The sequence below is a fragment of the Streptomyces sp. iso_384 genome (assembly GCF_056172905.1).
In genome coordinates, this window is sequence record NZ_JBWBTT010000001.1 from 4,981,050 (window position 1) to 5,001,099 (window position 20,050).

The window sequence follows — 20,050 nt, forward strand, 5'->3', positions numbered from 1 at the left end:
CGCCCGGCCCGCCCCCGGACGCCTCCGTGCCGTTCGCCTCAGTCCTCGTGGCCGAGCTGGAGGTCGCGTTCGGTGCGGCCGCCGCCCGCGACCTGGAGGACGGTGGCGACCGGCGGGTAGCCGGCCGCGATCACCGTGTACTCACCGGACGACAGATCGACGAACCGGAACGAGCCGTCGGACCCGGTGGTGAGGGTGTCCACCACATTGCCCGCCGCGTCGAGCAGGGTGACCCGGGCGTCCTCGACGGGGCGTCCGCCGGTGGCCCGGACGACGCCGCGCAGGACCGCTCCGCCCGCCAGCTCGATGTCCTGCCGGGTCTCGCGGGCGGCCTGCACGCTGACCGGGAGGGCGGCGGGGCGGAAGGCGGGGGCGCTGGCGGCGAGCGTGTACTCGCCCGCGATCAGCTCGCCGATGACATAGCCGCCCTCGCGCCCGGTGCGGGTGGAGGCGACGACCTCGCCGCGTACGTCGGTGAGCGTGACGGCCGCGTCGGGTACGGGGGCGCCGTCGGGAGTGAGCACGGATCCGGCGAGGCGTCCGGCGCCGCCGAGCACCACGTCCAGTTCGACGGGACGCTCGCCCACGGTGACGCTGACGGCCTGCGGCTGGTGTCCGCCCGCCGCCGCGATCAGGACGTACGAGCCGGAGCCGGGCACGCTCAGCGCGTACCGCCCGTCCTCGCCGCTGGCCCCGCGCCCGACCTGCTGCCCCTGGACGTCGATGAGGGTGAGGGCGGCCCGGGAGACGGTGGTGCCATCGGGGTGCTGGACGCTGCCGTGGACCGGGACGCCGGAGAGGTGACCGGCGGCCGGGCGGCCGGAGTCGGCGCGGGCGGCGGGGATCTGGGTGGTCGTGGGCTCGGCGGCGGCTTCGGGGCTGTGGTGGGACACCAGCGGTTTCTCCTTGAGGAAGAAGGCGAGGACCAGGCCGAGCACGAGCACCGGCACGAGGTAGAGGAAGATGCGCGGCATCGCGTCGACGTACGCCTGGATGTAGGCGTCGCGCAGCGCGGGTTCCATCGCGTGGACGATCTGCGGGGTGATCGACTCGGGGTCGGGCAGCTCCGCGCCGGTGGGCAGGCGTACGCCGAGGGCGTCGGAGAGCCGCCCGGCGAACAGCGTGCCGAAGATCGCCGCGCCGACGCTGCCGCCGATCTGCCGGAAGTAGTTGTTGGCGCTGGTGGCGGTGCCGAGGTCGGACGGGCGTACGGAGTTCTGCACGGCCAGCACCAGGACGGACATGACCAGTCCGATGCCGATGCCGAGAACGGCCTGGTAGAAGCTGTACGCCAGCGGGGAGGTGTCCGCCTCCAGCAGGGACAGCAGCCCCATGCCGACCACCGAGACGGCGCTGCCGACGATCGGGTAGATCCGGTACCGGCCGGTGCGGGTGATGAGCTGGCCGGAGACGACGGAGCCGCCGACGATGCCCATCATCATCGGGAGCATCAGCAGCCCGGACTCGGTGGCGCTGACCCCGTCGACCATCTGGAGGTAGGTGGGGAGGTAGCTGGCGGCCCCGAAGAGCGCGATGCCGACGACCGCGCCGACCAGGCCGGTGACGTTGAAGACGGAGTCGCGGAACAGCCGCAGCGGAATGATCGGTTCTGCGGCCCGGCGTTCGGCGAGGACGAAGAGCGCCGTCGTGAGAACCGCGCCCACCGAGAGGGCCAGGATGGTGCGCGAGCCCCAGGCGTACTCGGTGCCGCCCCAGCTGGTGACCAGCACCAGACAGGTGGAGGCGACGGCGAGGAGCACCGCGCCCAGGACGTCGAGGCGGGGCCGGACGGCGGGCCGGGGCAGCTTGAGGACGACCGCGATGACGGCCAGGGTGACCAGGCCGAAGGGGACGTTGATGTAGAAGCACCAGCGCCAGGAGGCGTGGTCGGTGAAGAACCCGCCGAGCAGCGGTCCGGCGACCGAGGCGAGGCCGAAGACCGCGCCGATGAGGCCCATGTAGCGACCGCGCTCCCGGGCCGGGACGATGTCCGCGATGATCGCCTGGACGCCGATCATGAGGCCGCCGCCGCCGATGCCCTGGAGGGCGCGGAAGGCGATCAGCTCGTCCATGGTGCGCGACCAGCCCGCCAGTGCGGAGCCGATGATGAAGACGACGATGGCGAACTGGAAGACGCCCTTGCGGCCGAAGAGGTCGCCGAGCTTGCCGTAGAGCGGCAGGACGATGGTGGAGGCGAGGAGGTAGGCGGTGACCGCCCAGGACATCTTCTCCAGGCCGTGCAGCTCACCGACGATCTTCGGCAGGGCGGTGGCGACGATCATCTGGTCGAGCGCCGCGAGCAGCAGGGTGAGCATCAGCCCGAGGAAGACCATGCGGACCTTGCGGGGGCTGATCTCCGCGGTGTCCGGGCCGGGTCCGGCCGCTGGGGGCGGCGGCGGTGCGGCGGTTTCGCGGGTCGCCGCCGTGCCGTCCGGATCCGGGCCGCCCGGTCCCGTGCCGTCCGGCTCGTCCTTCACCAGCGTGATACCACCCACCACGTAACGCTCCCCTCGTCGCACCTGCGCCGCCCATTTCTCGCATCGCGCGGCAAGGCGGGGCAAACATGACGAGGGGCGTGCACGGCGCGTACGGAGGGCTTATGCGCCGGTGGGAGCCACTACGGCGCACAACCGGCCGCCCCGGAAGACCACCCGTTCCGGTGAGGCCGGCCGCGCTCGCGGAGGCCGGAATCGTCCGGCCTCCGGTGCGGGGAGAGGAGGCTCCCGGGAGTTACTTCTCGACCTCGGTGGCGAGGTTCTGGAGGAGCTCGTCGTAGATCCGGCCGAGGCCCTTGGGCGCGAAGGTCCGCTCGAAGAACCCACCGATGCCGCCCGCGCCGTCCCAGACCGTGGTCACGACGGCCTTGGACCTGCCCTCACCGGCCGGGGTGACGGTCCAGGTGGTGACCATGGAGGAGTTGCGGTCCTTCTCGACGAGCTGCCCGTCGGTCGGCTCGCTGACCTCCAGCAGGCAGTCGCGGACGCGCTTGCTGGTCGCCTGGAGCTTCCAGTGCACGAGGGTACCCTCGCCGTCGCCGCCCTCCCGGACCTCGTACTCGCTGAAGTGCCCGGTCAGCACCTTGCCGCGGACGTCCTTGTAGTCGGCCAGCGCGTCGAACACCGCCTCTGCGTCCGCCGCGATGATCCGCTCCGTGGTGGCCTCGACCTGCGCCATGGCTGTTCCTCCAGCATTCGGTTGTTCGGTGGGTGAGCTGAGCCAACCACCTGGGGCACAGCCGCTCAAAATCGGGGCCCGGAGCGGATCCGGCCGGGAGGCGCCGGGTGCGGTCAGGGGCAGCGGGTCCCGAGGACGCAGAACTCGTTGCCCTCCGGGTCGGTGAGGACGACCCAGTGCGCGTCGCCCTGACCGACGTCGGCGCGGCGGGCACCGAGCGCGAGCAGCCGCTCGACCTCCTCGCCCTGCTCCCGGTCGGTGGGGTTGACGTCGATGTGGAGCCGGTTCTTGACGGTCTTGCCCTCGGGGACCCGCGCGAAGGTCAGCGCCGGGGGCACGGGCCCGGGGCGGCTCTTGCCCTCGGGCACCTCGGGCGGGCCGATCATGACGACGCCGTCGTCCTCGTCCGCGTCCTGCACCTCGTAGCCGAGGACCGCGCACCAGAAGCGGGCGAGGCCGGCGGGGTCGGCGCAGTCGATCGCGAGTTCGGTGAACTTGCCGGCCATGGTCGGGACCTCCGGTCACCTAGCGGTTTCTCGCAGGGTCGCACGGTTGTCGCGGGCCTGCCCCGCACGATCAAGGGAACAAGTGTTCTATTCTGCGGTCAGTGCTACCGAGGAGGCGTCCATGCGCTGGGACAATCTGGTCGAGAACGGCTCGACGACCGGGAACAGCGCGCTCTTCGCCGCGGACGCGGTGACCACGCGCACGTTCGACACACCTGAATTCCGGGGAATCACCTTCCACGAGATCCGGGCCCGTTCGATCCTGAACCGGGTGCCGGGAGCCTCACGGATGCCGTTCGAATGGACGGTGAATCCGTACCGGGGCTGCACACACGCCTGTGTGTACTGCTTCGCCCGCAAGACCCACAGCTATCTGGACCTGGACACCGGCATCGGCTTCGACTCCCAGATCGTCGTCAAGATCAACGCCGCCGAGCTGCTCCAGCGGGAGCTGGCCTCCCGGCACTGGCGGGGCGAGCACATCGCGATGGGCACCAACGTCGACTGCTACCAGCGGGCCGAGGGCCGCTACCGGCTCATGCCGGGCATCATCACCGCCCTGCGCGACCGGGCGAACCCGTTCTCCATCCTGACCAAGGGCACGCTGATCCTGCGGGACCTGGAGCTGCTGCGGCAGGCCGCGGAGGTCGCCGAGATCGGTGTCTCGGTCTCGGTGGGCTTCACCGACCGGGAGCTGTGGCGGACGGTCGAGCCCGGCACGCCCTCGCCCGGACGCCGGCTGGACGTGGTGCGCGCGCTCACCGACGTGGGCATCGGCTGCTCGGTCCTGATGGCCCCGGTCATCCCGTTCCTCGGCGACCGCCCCGAGCAGCTGCGCGCCACCGTCGCCGCCGTCGCGGACGCGGGTGCGGCCTCGGTGACCCCGCTGGTGCTGCATCTGCGCCCCGGCGCGCGCGAGTGGTACATGCACTGGCTGGGGCAGCACCACCCGCATCTGGTGGAGCGCTACGAGCGGATGTACGCGGACGGGGCGTACGCCCCCACCTGGTACCAGCGCCGGATCACCCGTCAGGTGCACGAGCTGGCGGACGAGTTCGGGATCGGTCCGGCGCACCGGGGCGCGGCCCGGCGGATCGACCCGGCGCCCGCCGCCGCACCGGAGCCCGGCCCGACCCAGCTGACCCTGCTGTGAGGACCGTGGGGCCTGCGGTGGGGCCGATGGCGTGACCGTACGGGCCCGGTCCGCACGGAACGGGCCCTTCCGCCGGGGAATTCGGGGACCATGCGGCGGGGACCGGTGATCCGGCGCCGCGTCCCGCCACTCCGGGAGGCCCCATGACGAAACGTGCAGGAATTCTGGTCGCCGTCGGTGCGACCGTGGCCGGTCTGCTGACCGCCGCGCCCGGCCCGGCCGCCGCCACCTCGGCGAGCACGCCGCCCGCCCCGAAGCTGAAGTGGACCGCCTGTCCGACCGAGAGCTATCCGACGCTCCAGTGCGCGAAGGTCCGTGCCCCGCTGGACCACCGCCGCCCGTCGGGCCGTCAGGTCACGCTCGCGCTGTCCCGCGTCCCGCACACCGCGAAGACCTTCCAGGGCCCGCTGCTGGTCAACCCGGGCGGTCCGGGCGGCAGCGGTCTGTCGATGGCCGGGTTCGTGGCGTCCTCGCTGCCGAAGAAGGTCGCCGCGCAGTACGACGTGATCGGTTTCGACCCGCGCGGCGTCGGCAAGAGCACCCCGGCCCTGAACTGCCTGCCCGGGCACTTCGATGCGGTGCGCCCAGGCTCGGTGCCGGACTCCTACCGCACGGAGCGGATCAACCGCGACCGGGCGGAGTCCTTCGCCCGGGCCTGCGGCGAGAAGCACGGCGATGTGCTGCCGTACATGGACACGGTCAGCGCGGCCAAGGACCTGGACGTGATCCGCCGGGCGCTGGGCTCCCGGCAGATCAACTACTTCGGCTACTCCTACGGCACCTACCTCGGCGCGGTCTACGCCAAGCTCCACCCGGAGCGCGTGCGCCGGCTGGTCCTGGACTCGGTCGTCGACCCGGACGACGTCTGGTACGAGGGCAACCTCGGCCAGGACTACGCCTTCGACGACCGCCACAAGGCCTTCGGCGCCTGGGTCGCGAAGCACGACGCGGCGTACGGCCTGGGCACCGACCCGGCGGCGGTCGAGGCCGCCTGGTACCGGATGCGGGCGGACGTGGCGCGGGAGCCGGCGGGCGGCACGGTCGGCGCGAGCGAGCTGGAGGACACCTTCCTGCCCGGCGGGTACTACAACGGCTACTGGCCCTACCTCGCCGAGGCGTTCGCCGCGTACGTGAAGAACCGCGACGCCGAGGCGCTGGTCGAGGTGTACGAGAACTTCGGCGCGGTCGACGCGAGCGGCGACAACGGCTACTCGGTCTACACGGCCGTCCAGTGCCGCGACGCCGGCTGGCCGGAGCACTGGAGCACCTGGCGCAACGACAGCCGCCGGATCCACAAGAAGGCGCCGTTCATGACCTGGAACAACACCTGGTACAACGCGCCGTGCGCGAACTGGCCGGTGGCGCCGCTGCAGCCGATCCGGGTGAACAACCACCATCTGCCCCCGGCGCTCATCCTGCAGGCCACGGACGACGCGGCGACCCCGTACGGCGGCGCGGTCAGCATGCACCGCAAGCTCAAGGGCTCCAGCCTCGTCGTGGAGGAGGGCGGCGGCAACCACGGCATCACGCTGAGCGGCAACGACTGCCTGGACGAGCACCTGACGGCCTATCTGACCGACGGCACGGTGCCGCGCGGCCGGGGCGAGGCGGACGCGGTCTGTGCCGCCCTGCCGGACCCGAAGCCGCTGCCCGCCGAGAAGGCGGCGGCCCAGTCGGTGGACAACAGCAAGGGCAGCCGGCTGCACGGTCTGCTGGGCTTCCGCCGCTGAGCCGCCTCCGGCCGGCCGGTTGACGGCACGAGGAAAATCACGGGCGGGGCGCGGGAGAGTGGACCAGGATGGCCCGGCATGAGCCACTCCGCCACTCCCCCGCACCCGTCCCCGTCCTCGCCCGGCGCCACCGTCCGTGACATGAGGACCGAGGACTGCGAGGCGGTCGCCACGGTCCGGGTGCGCGGCTGGCAGCACGCCTACCGGGGCCTGCTGCCGCAGCCGTATCTGGACCGGATGGACATCGCCGAGGAGACCGGGCTGCGGCGCAGGTACTTCGAGGAACGCGGCGAGAGCGTGAACGTGGTCGCCCAACAGCCCGACGGGACCGTCACCGGCTGGGCCTGCGTCGGCCCGCACCGCGCCGAGGACCACGGGCTCCCCGGCTGCGAGCTGTACGCGATCTACGTCCTGCCCCAGCACATCGGGACCGGCACCGGGCGCGCCCTGCTGGCCGAGCTGACGGCCCGGGCCGCCGCCGCGGGCCACCCGGACATGGCGCTGTGGGTGCTCCGCGACAACGGTCCGGCGCGCCGGTTCTACGAGCGGGCCGGGTTCCGGCCGGACGGGGCCGAGGACACGTTCACGGCGGGCGGGGCCCTGGTGACCGAGGTGCGTTACGTCCGCCCGCTCACTCCCCCGGCAGCCGGCTGAGCGCGTCCGCCGCCGCCGTACCCAGGCGCGGATGCGGCAGGGCCGCCGTGAGGACCGGCCGGGCGCGGTCGTCGGCGAGGCGGCCGAGCCCCTCGACGCAGGCCAGGGCGACGCGCCAGTGCGGTTCGCCGGGGGCCAGCAGGCGTTGGAGGGTGGCGACCAGGGCGGGGACCGACTCGGGGGCCCGCAGGTCGGTCAGCAGGCGCACCGGGTGCAGGGCGTACGCGGTGCGCAGCGCGTTGGTGGCGAGGGCGGCGGCGGCCCTCGGGGTGCGGGGGTCGTTCAGGCGGGCCAGGGCGTGGGCGGCGGAGACGCAGCGTTCCGGGTCGCGATGGTTGAGCAGGAGCACCAGCGCCTCGAAGGCCCGCCGGTCGCCCGCGCAGCCGAGCCGGAAGGCGGCCAGCTCGCGGGCCCACAACGGCCGGTGCGGCTCCACGAGGACCAGGGCCAGCTCCTCAGGATCTTCGACGGCGACGAGCCGGGCGTACTGCGGCGATCCGGCCGCCTCGGGCTCCAGCCGGTCCATGAGTGAACGGAACTCCTCATCCATGACGCTCAGCGTATCGACGGACACGCTCCGTACGGGCGGGCATCGAGGAGTTCCTGTGGCCCAGGGCACAAGGATTCAGGGGTGGCGCGCTCGTTACTCGCCGGTTAGTCTCATCTGAGCGGGGCACACTCCCCGCAGGCTCCGGTGGCCTGGTGACGCAGCCATTCGGAGTGCTTGTCGGTTCGGCTTTCCGTGCGACGTGACTCCGGGACAGAGTCCGTCACCCCTCACGGCCGGGCGCGCTCTGTTCGCGCCCCGGCCCCGTGCTCCACGACACGCAGCTTCCGTACGCCACGCGCCGCTCCCTCATCGCCGCGCGCGCCGTGCTCCCACAGTCGTCACTCACCCTGGAGTCCCGTGATGGACACCCCTCTCTCCACCATCGCCGTCGTCGGCCTCGGCACCATGGGCACCGGCATCGCCGAGGTCCTGGCCCTGGCGGGCCGCGAGGTCATCGGCATCGACATCAGCGAGACGGCCGCCCTGGCGGCCGTCGCCTCCCTCGAAGCGTCCACCGCACGGGCCGTGGGCCGTGGACGGATCACCGAGCAGGAGCGGAGCGACGCCCTCGCCCGGTTCCGTACCTCCGACGACCTGCGCACCGCCGCCGGGGCCGAGCTGGTCATCGAGGTGGTGCCGGAGACGTACGAGATCAAGCAGCAGGTGTTCCGGGAGCTCGACGCGATCGTCTCCCCGACCGCGATCCTGGCGACCGGCACCAACGCCCTGTCGGTGACCCGGCTGGCCGCCGAGTCCCAGCACCCCGAGCGCGTGCTCGGCCTGCACTTCTTCAACCCGGCGCCCGCGATGAAGCTGGTCGAGGTGGTCTCCTCGGTGCTGACCGCGCCGCCCGCCGTCGAGGCCGTCACCCAGCTGGCCCGGGAGCTGGGCAAGGAGCCCGTCGCGGTCGGCGACCGGCCCGGGTTCGTCGCGGACGGGCTGCTCTTCGGGTATCTCAACCAGGCCGCCGCGATGTACGAGGCGAACTACGCGTCCCGCGAGGACATCGACGCGGCGATGAAGCTGGGCTGCGGGCTGCCGATGGGTCCGCTCGCCCTGCTGGACCTGATCGGCATCGACACCGCGCGCACGGTCCTGGAGGCCATGTACGCCGAGTCCCACGACCGGCTGCACGCCCCGGCCCCCGTCCTCGGGCAGCTCAGCAGCGCGGGCCTCACCGGTCGCAAGGCCGGGCGCGGCTTCTACACGTACGACGCCCCGGGCGGCCAGACCGTGGTGCCCGACGCGCTGACCCCGGCGGCCGACGCCGAGGCCGGTGCGGGCCGCGAGGTGGCGTCGGTGGGCGTCGCGGGCTCCGGGACGATGGCGTCCGGGATCGCGGAGGTCTTCGCGAAGGCCGGTCACGACGTGGTGCTGGCGGCCAGGACCCAGGAGAAGGCCGATGTCGCCAAGGGCCGGATCGCGAAGTCGCTGGAGCGCTCGGTGACCAAGGGCCGGCTGACCGCCGAGGCCCGGGACGAGACGCTGGCCCGGATCACGGCCGCCGGTTCGCTGGACGCGTTCGCCGAGGTCGACCTCGCCGTCGAGGCGGTCGCCGAGGATCTGGAGATCAAGCGGCAGCTGTTCGCCACGCTGGACAAGGTCTGCCGGCCGGGCGCGGTGCTCGCCACCACCACCTCCTCGCTGCCGGTCGTCGCGATCGCCCGGGCGACCGCCCGCCCCGAGGACGTCATCGGGATGCACTTCTTCAACCCGGCGCCCGCGATGAAGCTGGTCGAGGTGGTCCGCACGGTCCTGACCGCAGACGATGTGCACGCCACGGTCCGCGCCGTCTGCGCGAGGATCCGCAAGCACCCGGTGGACTGCGGGGACCGGGCCGGGTTCATCGTGAACGCGCTGCTCTTCCCGTACCTCAACAACGCGATCAAGATGGTCGAGGAGCACTACGCCTCGCTGGACGACATCGACGCGGCGATGAAGCTGGGCGGCGGTTACCCGATGGGCCCGTTCGAGCTGCTCGACGTGGTCGGCCTGGACGTCTCGCTGGCCATCGAGAAGGTGCTGCACAAGGAGTTCCGCGACCCGGGCCTGGCGCCCGCGCCGCTGCTGGAGCACCTGGTGGCCGCGGGCTGCCTCGGCCGCAAGACGGGGCGCGGCTTCCGCGAATATGCCCGTCGCTGACCCGGGAGCCGGGTGGGGCGGGCTGCTGGGACCCTCCGGCGGCCCGCCCCCGCAGGCGCGCTCTCCTGCACCGATGCGTTACGTTCATGCCATGTCCCAGCCCGCCAAGTCACCCCGTGCCACCGCCGCGACCGACGCCCCGGAGACCACCGCGGGGACGCGCGCGGCCGCCCAACGGCTCAAGATGCGCCGCGAGCTGGCCGCCGCCGCGATGGAGCTCTTCGCCACGAAGGGCTACGAGGCGACCACCGTCGACGAGATCGCGGGCGCCGCGGGAGTGGCCCGGCGGACGTTCTTCCGCCACTTCCGCTCCAAGGAAGAGGCCATCTTCCCGGACCACGACGACACCCTCGTCAGGGCCGAGGCCGTCCTCAACGCCGCCCCCGCGCACGAGCATCCGCTCGACACCGTCTGCCGCGGCATCAAGGAAGTCATGAAGATGTACGCGGCCAAGCCCGCCGTCTCCGTGGCCCGCTACAAACTGACCCGTGAGGTACCGACCCTCCGGGAGGCCGAGATCGCGTCGGTGGCCCGCTACGAGCGGCTGTTCACCCGCTATCTCCTGGGCCACTTCGACGAGCGCGACCACCATGTGGGCAACGACGACCCGCTGCTCGCGGAGGTCGCCGCGTCCGCCGTGGTCACCGCGCACAACCATGTGCTGCGCCGCTGGCTGCGGGCGGGCGGCCAGGGCGATGTGGAGGCCCAGCTCGACCGCGCCTTCGCGATCGTGCGGGACACCTTCGGCACCGGCATCGGAGCCGGCCGGACCGCGGCCGCCGAGCCCGAGCGGGCCCCGGCGGCGACGGTCGCGACGGAGGGCGAGGTGCTCGTCGCGGTGGCGCGTACCGACGCCCCGCTGGACGAGGTCATGCGGACGATCCAGCAGGCCCTCAAAGAGCGCTGAGGGCCCTGCGGGCCGCGCCGTAAACCCGTTCGCGGCGGCCCGGGGCCCGTGGTTCGGTTCGCCCATGAGAACCGATGAGGTACGCGACCTGTACGACCGCGCGATGCGCGAGCACGCCCGCCCCGACGGGCCGGGCGTGCGGGTCGAGCGCGCCGGGCCCGTGGTACGCCAGGTGGGCGGGCCGGACGACTGGAACGGCGTCGTCTGGTCGGACCCGGAGCTGGACGCCGCCGGGGCCGACGCGGCGATCAGGGCTCAGATCGAGCACTGGGCCGCGCTCGGCCACGAGGAGTTCGAGTGGAAGCTCCACTCCCCCGACCGGCCGGCCGACCTGGGTGAGCGGCTGCGCGCGGCCGGATTCGTACCGGAGCCGTCGGAAACCCTGCTGGTGGCGCCCACGGAGCTGCTGACCGGGCCGGTCGCCCTGCCCGATGGCGTCACGCTGCGCCCGGTGACGGACGCGGCGGGTGCGGAGCTGATGGCGCAGGCCCATGAGCGGGCGTTCGGCACGGACGGGGCCCGTCTCCTGCGCCAGGTCGTGAAGCGGCTGGAGGAGGCCCCCGACGACTTCGTGGCGCTCATGGTGCTGGCCGACGGGGAGCCGGTCAGCTCGGCCCGGATGGAGCTGTACCCGGGCACGGGCTTCGCGGGGCTCTGGGGCGGCGGCACGGTCGCGGAGTGGCGGGGCAGGGGCGTCTACCGGGCGCTGGTCGCGTATCGGGCACGGATCGCCGCCGAGCGCGGCTACCGCTATCTGCAGGTCGACGCGAGCGACATGTCGGCTCCGATCCTGGCCCGGCTCGGCTTCACGGCGCTCGGCACGACGACGCCGTATGTGTACCGCGCGGCCGGATAACCGCCTGCCAGCAGGACAGAACGTCCCGTAACACCCATCGTGTTGCTCATGCGTGCCTACGGGATGACAAGTGAGAGAAATTGTTGGCACTGGGTGCCTTGTCAGGTGTCACGGAGTGCCATACGTTGAAGGTGTCCGGGCGGCCGGCGTGCTGAGACCTCACACGTACGCCGGCTGTCCCCGCAACCACCGTGCTGCGCGCCCGGACGCCTGCGTCACAGGCACCCTTCTGCTCCACCGAGCAAAGCCGAGCTCCACCTGCCGAACCGACGGCAACACCTCCACACCGCACCGCTCCCCCTGCCAGCAGGGCCCCTCAAGCGTTCCCTCGACGCCGCATCACCGGAGGCAACACCGTGAAGGAAATCCTGGACGCGATTCAGTCGCAGGACAGCACGGCCGCGGACTTCGCGGCCCTGTCCCTCCCCGAGTCCTACCGCGCGATCACCGTGCACAAGGACGAGGCGGAGATGTTCGCGGGCCTCGCAACCCGTGACAAGGACCCCCGCAAGTCGATCCACCTCGACGACGTCCCGGTCCCCGAACTCGGCCCCGGCGAGGCCCTCGTCGCCGTGATGGCCAGTTCGGTGAACTACAACTCCGTCTGGACGTCGATCTTCGAGCCGGTGTCGACGTTCAACTTCCTGGAGCGCTACGGCAAGCTCAGCGAGCTCACCAAGCGCCACGACCTGCCGTACCACGTCATCGGCTCCGACCTGGCGGGCGTCGTCCTGCGCACCGGGCCCGGCGTGAACGCCTGGAACCCGGGCGACGAGGTCGTCGCGCACTGCCTGTCGGTCGAACTGGAGTCCTCCGACGGCCACAACGACACGATGCTCGACCCCGAGCAGCGCATCTGGGGCTTCGAGACGAACTTCGGCGGCCTGGCAGAGATCGCACTGGTCAAGTCCAACCAGCTGATGCCCAAGCCCCAGCACCTCAGCTGGGAGGAGGCCGCGGCTCCGGGCCTGGTCAACTCCACCGCGTACCGCCAACTCGTCTCGCGGAACGGCGCGGGCATGAAGCAGGGCGACAACGTGCTGATCTGGGGCGCCAGCGGCGGGCTCGGCTCCTACGCCACCCAGTTCGCGCTGGCCGGCGGCGCCAACCCGATCTGTGTCGTCTCCAGCCCGGAGAAGGCCGACATCTGCCGCGCCATGGGCGCCGAGGCGGTCATCGACCGCAACGCCGAGGGCTACCGGTTCTGGAAGGACGAGCACACCCAGGACCCGAAGGAGTGGAAGCGCTTCGGCAAGCGCATCCGCGAGTTCACCGGCGGTGAGGACATCGACATCGTCTTCGAGCACCCGGGCCGCGAGACCTTCGGCGCCTCGGTCTACGTCACCCGCAAGGGCGGCACGATCACCACCTGCGCCTCCACCTCGGGCTACATGCACGAGTACGACAACCGCTACCTGTGGATGTCCCTCAAGCGCATCATCGGCTCGCACTTCGCCAACTACCGCGAGGCGTGGGAGGCCAACCGCCTCATCGCCAAGGGCAAGATCCACCCGACGCTCTCCAGGACGTACTCCCTGGAGGACACCGGGCAGGCCGCGTACGACGTCCACCGCAACCTGCACCAGGGCAAGGTCGGCGTCCTCGCCCTGGCCCCCCGCGAGGGTCTGGGCGTGCGCGACCAGGAAATGCGCGAGCAGCACATCGACGCCATCAACCGCTTCCGCAACGTCTGAGGTTCTCCGATGAACGAACGTCAGAAGGACCGGCCCTGGCTCATGCGGACATACGCCGGTCACTCGACCGCCGAGGCGTCCAACGAGCTGTACCGCCGCAACCTCGCCAAGGGCCAGACGGGTCTCTCGGTCGCCTTCGATCTGCCGACGCAGACCGGATACGACCCGGACCACATTCTCGCCCGCGGCGAGGTGGGCCGTGTCGGCGTTCCCGTCTCGCACCTCGGTGACATGCGGCGGCTGTTCCAGGACATCCCCCTGGAGCAGATGAACACCTCGATGACGATCAACGCGACCGCCATGTGGCTGCTGGCGCTCTACCAGGTGGTCGCGGAGGAGCAGGGGGCCGACCCCAGCAAGCTCCAGGGCACCACGCAGAACGACATCGTGAAGGAGTACCTCTCGCGCGGGACGCACGTCTTCCCGCCGGCGCCCTCGCTGCGGCTGACCACGGACATGATCACGTACACGGTCAACCGCATCCCCAAGTGGAACCCGATCAACATCTGCAGCTACCACCTCCAGGAGGCGGGGGCCACCCCGGTCCAGGAGATCGCGTACGCCATGTCGACCGCCATCGCGGTGCTCGACGCGGTCCGCGACTCGGGCCAGGTGCCCGAGGAGAAGTTCGGTGACGTGGTCGCCCGGATCTCGTTCTTCGTGAACGCGGGCGTCCGCTTCATCGAGGAGATGTGCAAGATGCGCGCCTTCGGCCGCATCTGGGACCGCGTCACCCGCGAGCGGTACGGCATCGCCGACGCCAAGCAGCGCCGCTTCCGCTACGGCGTCCAGGTCAACTCCCTCGGGCTGACCGAGGCGCAGCCGGAGAACAACGTCCAGCGCATCGTCCTGGAGATGCTGGCCGTCACCCTCTCCAAGGACGCCCGCGCCCGCGCCGTACAGTTGCCGGCCTGGAACGAGGCGCTGGGGCTGCCCCGGCCCTGGGACCAGCAGTGGTCGCTGCGGATCCAGCAGGTGCTGGCGCACGAGAGCGATCTGCTGGAGTACGAGGACATCTTCGCCGGCTCCCATGTCATCGAGGCCAAGGTGGACTCGCTGGTCGAGGAGTCGCTGGCGGAGATCGACCGGATCCAGCAGATGGGCGGCGCGATGGCGGCCGTCGAGTCCGGCTACCTCAAGTCCGAGCTGGTCTCCTCGCACGCGGCACGCCGGGCCCGGATCGAGGGTGGCGAGGAGAAGATCGTCGGCGTCAACATCTACGAGACGACCGAGCCCAACCCGCTCACCTCCGACCTCGACGGCGCGATCATGACCGTCGACCCCGAGAACGAGGCCCGGGTCGTCGCGGCCCTGCACGAGTGGCGGGACAACCGCGACGAGGCGCGGGCGTCGGAGGCGCTGGCCGCGCTGAAGAAGGCCGCGGCGGGCACCGAGAACATGATGGAGGCCACCGTCGAGTGCGCCCGCGCGGGCGTCACCACCGGCGAGTGGTCCTGGGCGCTGCGGGACGTCTTCGGCGAGTTCCGCGCGCCCACCGGGGTCTCCTCGGCCCCGGTCGCGGTCACCGCCGAGCCGGGCAGCACGCTCGCCCTGGTCCGCGAGAAGGTCACCCGGACCGCAGCCGACCTGGGTGTCGGTCGGCTGCGCCTGCTGGTCGGCAAGCCGGGCCTGGACGGGCACTCCAACGGCGCCGAGCAGATCGCCGTACGAGCCAGGGACGCCGGGTTCGAGGTGGTCTACCAGGGCATCCGGCTGACCCCCGAGCAGATCACCGATGCGGCGATCGCCGAGGACGTGCACTGCGTGGGGCTGTCCATCCTCTCCGGCTCGCACGCGGAGCTGGTGCCCGACGTGCTGCACCGGCTGCGCGAGGCCGGAGCGCCGGACATCCCGGTGATCGCGGGAGGCATCATCCCGCCGGCCGACGCCGCGGCGCTCATCGAAGCCGGAGTGGCCGCCGTCTTCACCCCGAAGGACTTCGGCATCACCGAGATCATCGGCCGTATCGTCGACGAGATCCGGAAAGCGAACAAGCTCGACCCTCTGGAGGTCCCCGCATGACCACGCCCACCCCCTCGGTCAACCGTCTGCGCCCGCGCCGTTCGTGTCTGGCCGTGCCGGGCTCGAACCCGCGCTTCCTGGAGAAGGCCCAGGGCCTCCCGGCCGACCAGGTCTTCCTGGACCTGGAGGACGCCGTCGCGCCGCTCGCCAAGGAGGGCGCCCGCCACACAATCGTGGACGCGCTCAACAACGGTGACTGGAGCGGCAAGACCCGGGTCGTGCGGGTCAACGACTGGACGACGCACTGGACGTACCGGGACGTCATCACGGTCGTCGAGGGCGCGGGGCCGAACCTCGACTGCATCATGCTGCCGAAGGTCCAGGACGCCCAGCAGGTCGTGGCGCTGGACCTGCTGCTGACCCAGATCGAGAAGACGATGGGCTTCGAGGTCGGGAAGATCGGCATCGAGGCGCAGATCGAGAACGCCAAGGGCCTGGTGAACATCGACGAGATCGCCGCCGCCTCGCCCCGCCTGGAGACGCTGATCTTCGGCCCGGCCGACTTCATGGCCTCGATCAACATGAAGACCCTGGTCGTCGGCCAGCAGCCGCCCGGCTACCCTGCGGACGCCTACCACTACATCCTGATGCGCATCCTGATGGCGGCCCGTACGCACGACCTCCAGGCGATCGACGGCCCGTTCCTCCAGATCCGTGACGTGGACGCCTACCGCGAGGTGGCCGGCCGTGCCGCCGCCCTCGGCTTCGACGGCAAGTGGGTGCTGCACCCGGGTCAGGTCGACGCGGCCAACGAGGTGTTCTCGCCCTCGCAGGAGGACTACGACCACGCCGAGCTGATCCTCGACGCCTACGACTGGTGCACCTCCGAGGAGGGCGGCAAGAAGGGCTCCGCGATGCTCGGCGACGAGATGATCGACGAGGCCAGCCGCAAGATGGCCCTGGTCATCGCGGGCAAGGGCCGGGCCGCCGGAATGCAGCGCACCTCCAAGTTCGAAGCCCCGGAGGCCTGATCATGCAGTTCGGACGCACCTTTGAGGAGTTCGAGGTCGGTGCCGTCTACAAGCACTGGCCCGGTAAGACGGTCACGGAGTACGACGACCACCTCTTCTGCCTGCTGACCATGAATCACCACCCGCTGCACATGGACAGCAATTACGCGGAGAAGACGACCGACTTCGGCAAGAACGTGGTCGTCGGCAACTACATCTACTCGCTGCTGCTCGGCATGTCGGTGCCGGACGTCTCCGGAAAGGCCATCGCCAATCTGGAGGTCGAATCGCTCAGGCACATCGCGCCGACCTTCCACGGCGACACGATCTACGGCGAGACGACCGTACTGGACAAGACCCCGTCGAAGTCCAAGAACGACCGCGGGATCGTGTACGTGGAGACCAAGGGCTACAAGCAGGACGGCACCGTGGTCTGCGTGTTCCGGCGCAAGGTGATGGTCCCCACCGAGACGTACATCAAGGAGCGCGGCGGGGAGCAGCCCGGCCGCCCGACACCCGCCAAGTAACCGAGTGAAGCCTTAAGGCCATCCGCGTGAAGCCACAGGAGAAGCAGCCATGACGCGACTCGCCCAGACCGCCGGTCTGAACGACATCCAGCGGGAAATCCTTTCCACGGTCCGGGATTTCGTCGACAAGGAGATCATTCCGGTCGCGACCCAGCTGGAGCACCGCGACGAGTACCCCACGGAAATCGTCGAGGGGCTCAAGGAACTCGGCCTGTTCGGGCTGATGATCCCCGAGGAGTACGGGGGTCTGGGTGAGTCGCTGCTCACCTACGCGCTGTGCGTGGAGGAGATCGCGCGCGGCTGGATGAGCGTGTCGGGCATCATCAACACGCATTTCATCGTGGCCTACATGCTCAAGCAGCACGGCACCCAGGAGCAGAAGGACACGTTCCTGCCGCGGATGGCGCTCGGCGAGGTGCGGGGCGCGTTCTCGATGTCGGAGCCGGCGCTCGGCTCGGATGTCTCGGCGATTTCGTCGAAGGGCGTGAAGGACGGCGAGGAGTACGTTCTCAACGGCCAGAAGATGTGGCTGACGAACGGCGGAACGTCCTCGCTGGTGGCCGTTCTCTGCCGAAGTGACGAAGGCCACCCCGAGGGGACCGCGCCGCACAAGTCGATGACGACCTTCCTGGTGGAGAAGGAGCCCGGATTCGGAGAGGTCCGGCCCGGCCTGACCATCCCCGGGAAGATCGACAAGATGGGCTACAAGGGCGTCGACACCACCGAGCTCATCATGGACGACCTGCGCATTCCGGCCAATCGCGTCCTCGGGGGCGCGACCGGCCGAGGGTTTTACCAAATGATGGACGGCGTCGAGGTAGGGCGGGTGAATGTCGCCGCGCGTGGCTGCGGAGTCGCGCAGCGTGCGTTCGAGCTGGGCGTTTCGTACGCCCAGCAGCGCCACACCTTCGGCAAACCGATCGCCCAGCACCAGGCGATCCAGTTCAAACTGGCCGAAATGGCCACCAAGGTCGAAGCCGCTCATGCGATGATGGTGAATGCGGCACGCAAAAAGGACTCCGGGGAACGAAACGACCTGGAGGCAGGGATGGCGAAGTACCTCGCCTCCGAGTACTGCAAGGAAGTCGTCGAGGACGCCTTCCGCATCCACGGCGGTTACGGCTTCTCCAAGGAGTACGAGATCGAGCGCCTCTACCGCGAGGCGCCGATGCTGCTGATCGGTGAAGGTACCGCCGAGATCCAGAAAATGATCATTGGCCGGCGCCTCTTGGAGGAGTACCGATTCCAGGGCTGAATGTCCCTTTCGAGTTGATTTGGTGGCGAAGAACATCACACCAGGTCATCCTCGGCGGGTGCCTTTCCGCCGTCCGACTCGGCTGCTGGCTTGCCCAGTTGCGCCCGGCAACCGATAGCATCTTCGGAAAGCCGCCGTCCCCCGTTGCCAGCGCGGCATCATCCGCTACGAAGGTCATCCATGCCCGACAGCACTTCCTCCGCACCCCGCGGCGGGGTCCGCATCGCCCGCGGAGCATCGCCGTGGCTCCTGCCGACCGTCGCCACCGCAGCCCTCAGCCTGGCCCGCGCCCGCAAGTCGGGGCGCTGGGCAGCAGCGGCTGTGCCCACCACCGCGCTCGCGGCGGGCATGCTGTGGTTCTTCCGTGACCCCGAGCGCGAGATCACTGACGGCCGGGTCATCTCCCCGGCCGACGGTGTGGTGCAGAGCATCATGCCGTGGAAGGACGGGCGCACCCGCGTCGCGATCTTCATGAGCCCGCTCAACGTCCACGTCAACCGCGCGCCGCTGGCGGGCACCGTGACGTCGGTCGAGCACATCCCGGGCGGGTTCGTTCCGGCTTTCAACAAGGAGAGCGAGAACAACGAGCGCGTTGTCTGGCACTTCGACACCGAGCTCGGCGACATCGAGATGGTGCAGATCGCGGGAGCGGTCGCCCGTCGGATCGTGCCGTACCTCCCCCAGGGCACGAAGGTGGAGCAGGGCGAGCGCATCGGCCTGATCCGCTTCGGCTCGCGCGTGGACATCTACCTCCCGGAGGGGATCGATGTCGCGGTCGAGGTCGGTCAGGCCACCACCGCGGGGGTGACTCGAATTGACCGTGATTGATCCTGATACCAAGGCCGGCTGGGTGCCGGAGGCGGACGAGGCGAACGACACCGACGGCGCGGAGGACATGCCGCTGTCGATGCGGCTGTCGATAGCGGACACGCTCACGCTCGGTAACGCGACGTGCGGGTTCATGGCGGTGTACTTCACCACCACGGGCATTCTGATCCCGCACCTCACGGGCAGCGACGAGACGGGCATGGCCCGGCACTCGGCCGCCACCGCAGTGATCCTGATGCTGATGGCCGCGATCTTCGACCTCTTCGACGGACTCGTGGCGCGCAAGCTGCGCTCCTCGCCGATGGGCGCCGAGCTGGACAACCTCTCGGACCTCATCAGCTTCGGGCTCGCGCCGGCCTACTTCGTGCTCGTGTACGGCATGGTCGCCGACGACGCCCATCAGCGGGTGTCGGCGCTGGCGGCGATCGTCGTGTTGCTGGCGGTGGTGCTGAGGCTTGCCAGATTCTCCTGCGTGACGTTGAAGGACGGCATGTTCCAGGGCATGCCGAGCCCCTTCGGAGCGCTGACGGTCGTCTCGATCGTGCTCCTGGAGCTGCCCTTCATCCCGACGCTGCTCGCGATCGTCGGCGTGGCCTGGCTGATGGTGAGCCGGGTGGAGTACCCCAAGCCGCGGGGCGTCCTCGCGGTGGCGATGCTCGGCTGGATCGTGGCCGCGATGGGGCTGCTCGCCGCATGGGCGTTCGACGCGCCCGGCGGTCAGCTGCTGCTCCAGACGGGCTGCGCGCTCCAGGTGGTGCTCGGCGCGGTGATCCCGCTGTTCGCCACGGCGCGACGGGTGAACACGTTCCGTGACAACCGGCGCGAGGCGCGGGCGGCACAGCTGCCGTAGCGGTACGTGTGTGGACGAGGGCGAGGGCCCGGATGCTCCCCGGCATCCGGGCCCTCGTGCGTTCCCGGCGCGCCTCCGGCGGGGGCTCACGACGGCACCGCACGGTCGGCTCGGCGCCGCCTACCACCGCGCGCGCCGGGCCGCCAGAGGTGAAGCCCTCCCGATGGCTGAGAAGTTTCGGCAGCGAGGTGAGTACCGGGTTCCCGTCACCGTGGCCCGATCCGCTTCTAGAATCACCTCGCAACCGACGCC

General features: G+C 70.6%; 17 protein-coding genes. 13 read left to right on the plus strand and 4 right to left on the minus strand.

What is annotated here, in order from left to right:
• Positions 1-38: 38 nt before the first annotated feature.
• From AC0VY3_RS22345 to AC0VY3_RS22355, 3 genes are all read right to left on the minus strand, one after another.
• Complete coding sequence (locus tag AC0VY3_RS22345; RefSeq protein ID WP_475550425.1) at positions 39-2,498, minus strand: MFS transporter; 2,460 nt, start codon at positions 2,496-2,498, stop codon at positions 39-41.
• 232 nt (positions 2,499-2,730) lie between these two features.
• Positions 2,731-3,174, minus strand: a complete 444-nt coding sequence (locus tag AC0VY3_RS22350; RefSeq protein WP_103507621.1) for an SRPBCC family protein — start codon at positions 3,172-3,174, stop codon at positions 2,731-2,733.
• Between the two features lie 113 nt (positions 3,175-3,287).
• Positions 3,288-3,680 carry a VOC family protein gene (locus AC0VY3_RS22355; protein ID WP_103507622.1) on the minus strand — a complete coding sequence of 131 codons (393 nt, stop codon included), beginning with the start codon at positions 3,678-3,680 and terminating at the stop codon, positions 3,288-3,290.
• A 121-nt stretch (positions 3,681-3,801) separates the two neighbouring features.
• Between AC0VY3_RS22355 and AC0VY3_RS22360 the strand changes: the two genes are divergently transcribed.
• The 3 genes from AC0VY3_RS22360 to AC0VY3_RS22370 all read left to right on the plus strand — a co-directional run bounded on the left by AC0VY3_RS22360 (position 3,802) and on the right by AC0VY3_RS22370 (position 7,217).
• Complete coding sequence (locus AC0VY3_RS22360; RefSeq protein ID WP_103507623.1) at positions 3,802-4,833, plus strand: Rv2578c family radical SAM protein; 1,032 nt, start codon at positions 3,802-3,804, stop codon at positions 4,831-4,833.
• A gap of 143 nt (positions 4,834-4,976) precedes the next feature.
• Positions 4,977-6,563, plus strand: coding sequence for an alpha/beta hydrolase (locus AC0VY3_RS22365; RefSeq protein ID WP_475550426.1), 1,587 nt, complete (start codon positions 4,977-4,979; stop codon positions 6,561-6,563).
• Between the two features lie 78 nt (positions 6,564-6,641).
• Entirely contained in the window at positions 6,642-7,217 is a 576-nt protein-coding gene (locus AC0VY3_RS22370; RefSeq protein WP_475550427.1) for an N-acetyltransferase family protein, read from the plus strand.
• Here AC0VY3_RS22370 and AC0VY3_RS22375 read toward each other — a convergent pair.
• Positions 7,195-7,767 (minus strand): adenylosuccinate lyase, encoded by a 573-nt coding sequence (locus AC0VY3_RS22375; protein ID WP_475550428.1) that lies wholly within the window; start codon positions 7,765-7,767, stop codon positions 7,195-7,197. The genes AC0VY3_RS22370 and AC0VY3_RS22375 overlap by 23 nt on opposite strands.
• A gap of 360 nt (positions 7,768-8,127) precedes the next feature.
• Between AC0VY3_RS22375 and AC0VY3_RS22380 the strand changes: the two genes are divergently transcribed.
• From AC0VY3_RS22380 to pssA, 10 genes are all read left to right on the plus strand, one after another.
• Positions 8,128-9,909, plus strand: a complete 1,782-nt coding sequence (locus AC0VY3_RS22380; RefSeq protein ID WP_242737899.1) for a 3-hydroxyacyl-CoA dehydrogenase family protein — start codon at positions 8,128-8,130, stop codon at positions 9,907-9,909.
• Between the two features lie 91 nt (positions 9,910-10,000).
• Positions 10,001-10,816 (plus strand): TetR family transcriptional regulator, encoded by an 816-nt coding sequence (locus AC0VY3_RS22385; RefSeq protein ID WP_103507628.1) that lies wholly within the window; start codon positions 10,001-10,003, stop codon positions 10,814-10,816.
• 64 nt (positions 10,817-10,880) lie between these two features.
• Positions 10,881-11,672, plus strand: a complete 792-nt coding sequence (locus AC0VY3_RS22390; protein WP_475550429.1) for a GNAT family N-acetyltransferase — start codon at positions 10,881-10,883, stop codon at positions 11,670-11,672.
• 356 nt (positions 11,673-12,028) lie between these two features.
• The gene (gene ccrA / locus AC0VY3_RS22395) at positions 12,029-13,366 is read left to right on the plus strand and encodes a crotonyl-CoA carboxylase/reductase (RefSeq protein ID WP_103507630.1); all 1,338 of its coding nucleotides are present in this window, start codon (positions 12,029-12,031) and stop codon (positions 13,364-13,366) included.
• Positions 13,367-13,375: 9 nt separating this feature from the next.
• A complete protein-coding gene (locus tag AC0VY3_RS22400; protein ID WP_103507631.1) occupies positions 13,376-15,388 on the plus strand; it encodes a protein meaA in 2,013 nt (670 codons plus the stop codon).
• Positions 15,385-16,359 (plus strand): HpcH/HpaI aldolase/citrate lyase family protein, encoded by a 975-nt coding sequence (locus AC0VY3_RS22405; RefSeq protein WP_475550430.1) that lies wholly within the window; start codon positions 15,385-15,387, stop codon positions 16,357-16,359. The genes AC0VY3_RS22400 and AC0VY3_RS22405 overlap by 4 nt, the downstream gene beginning before the upstream one ends.
• Before the next feature lie 2 nt (positions 16,360-16,361).
• Positions 16,362-16,865, plus strand: coding sequence for a MaoC family dehydratase (locus tag AC0VY3_RS22410; RefSeq protein WP_103507633.1), 504 nt, complete (start codon positions 16,362-16,364; stop codon positions 16,863-16,865).
• 49 nt (positions 16,866-16,914) lie between these two features.
• Entirely contained in the window at positions 16,915-18,120 is a 1,206-nt protein-coding gene (locus tag AC0VY3_RS22415) for an acyl-CoA dehydrogenase family protein (protein WP_103507634.1), read from the plus strand.
• 180 nt (positions 18,121-18,300) lie between these two features.
• Positions 18,301-18,948: a phosphatidylserine decarboxylase gene (locus AC0VY3_RS22420; protein WP_030083634.1), complete on the plus strand. Its 648-nt coding sequence runs from the start codon at positions 18,301-18,303 to the stop codon at positions 18,946-18,948.
• On the plus strand, positions 18,935-19,798 hold the full coding sequence (pssA, locus tag AC0VY3_RS22425) for a CDP-diacylglycerol--serine O-phosphatidyltransferase (protein ID WP_374935453.1): 864 nt from the start codon (positions 18,935-18,937) through the stop codon (positions 19,796-19,798). The genes AC0VY3_RS22420 and pssA overlap by 14 nt, the downstream gene beginning before the upstream one ends.
• Positions 19,799-20,050 lie beyond the last annotated feature (252 nt).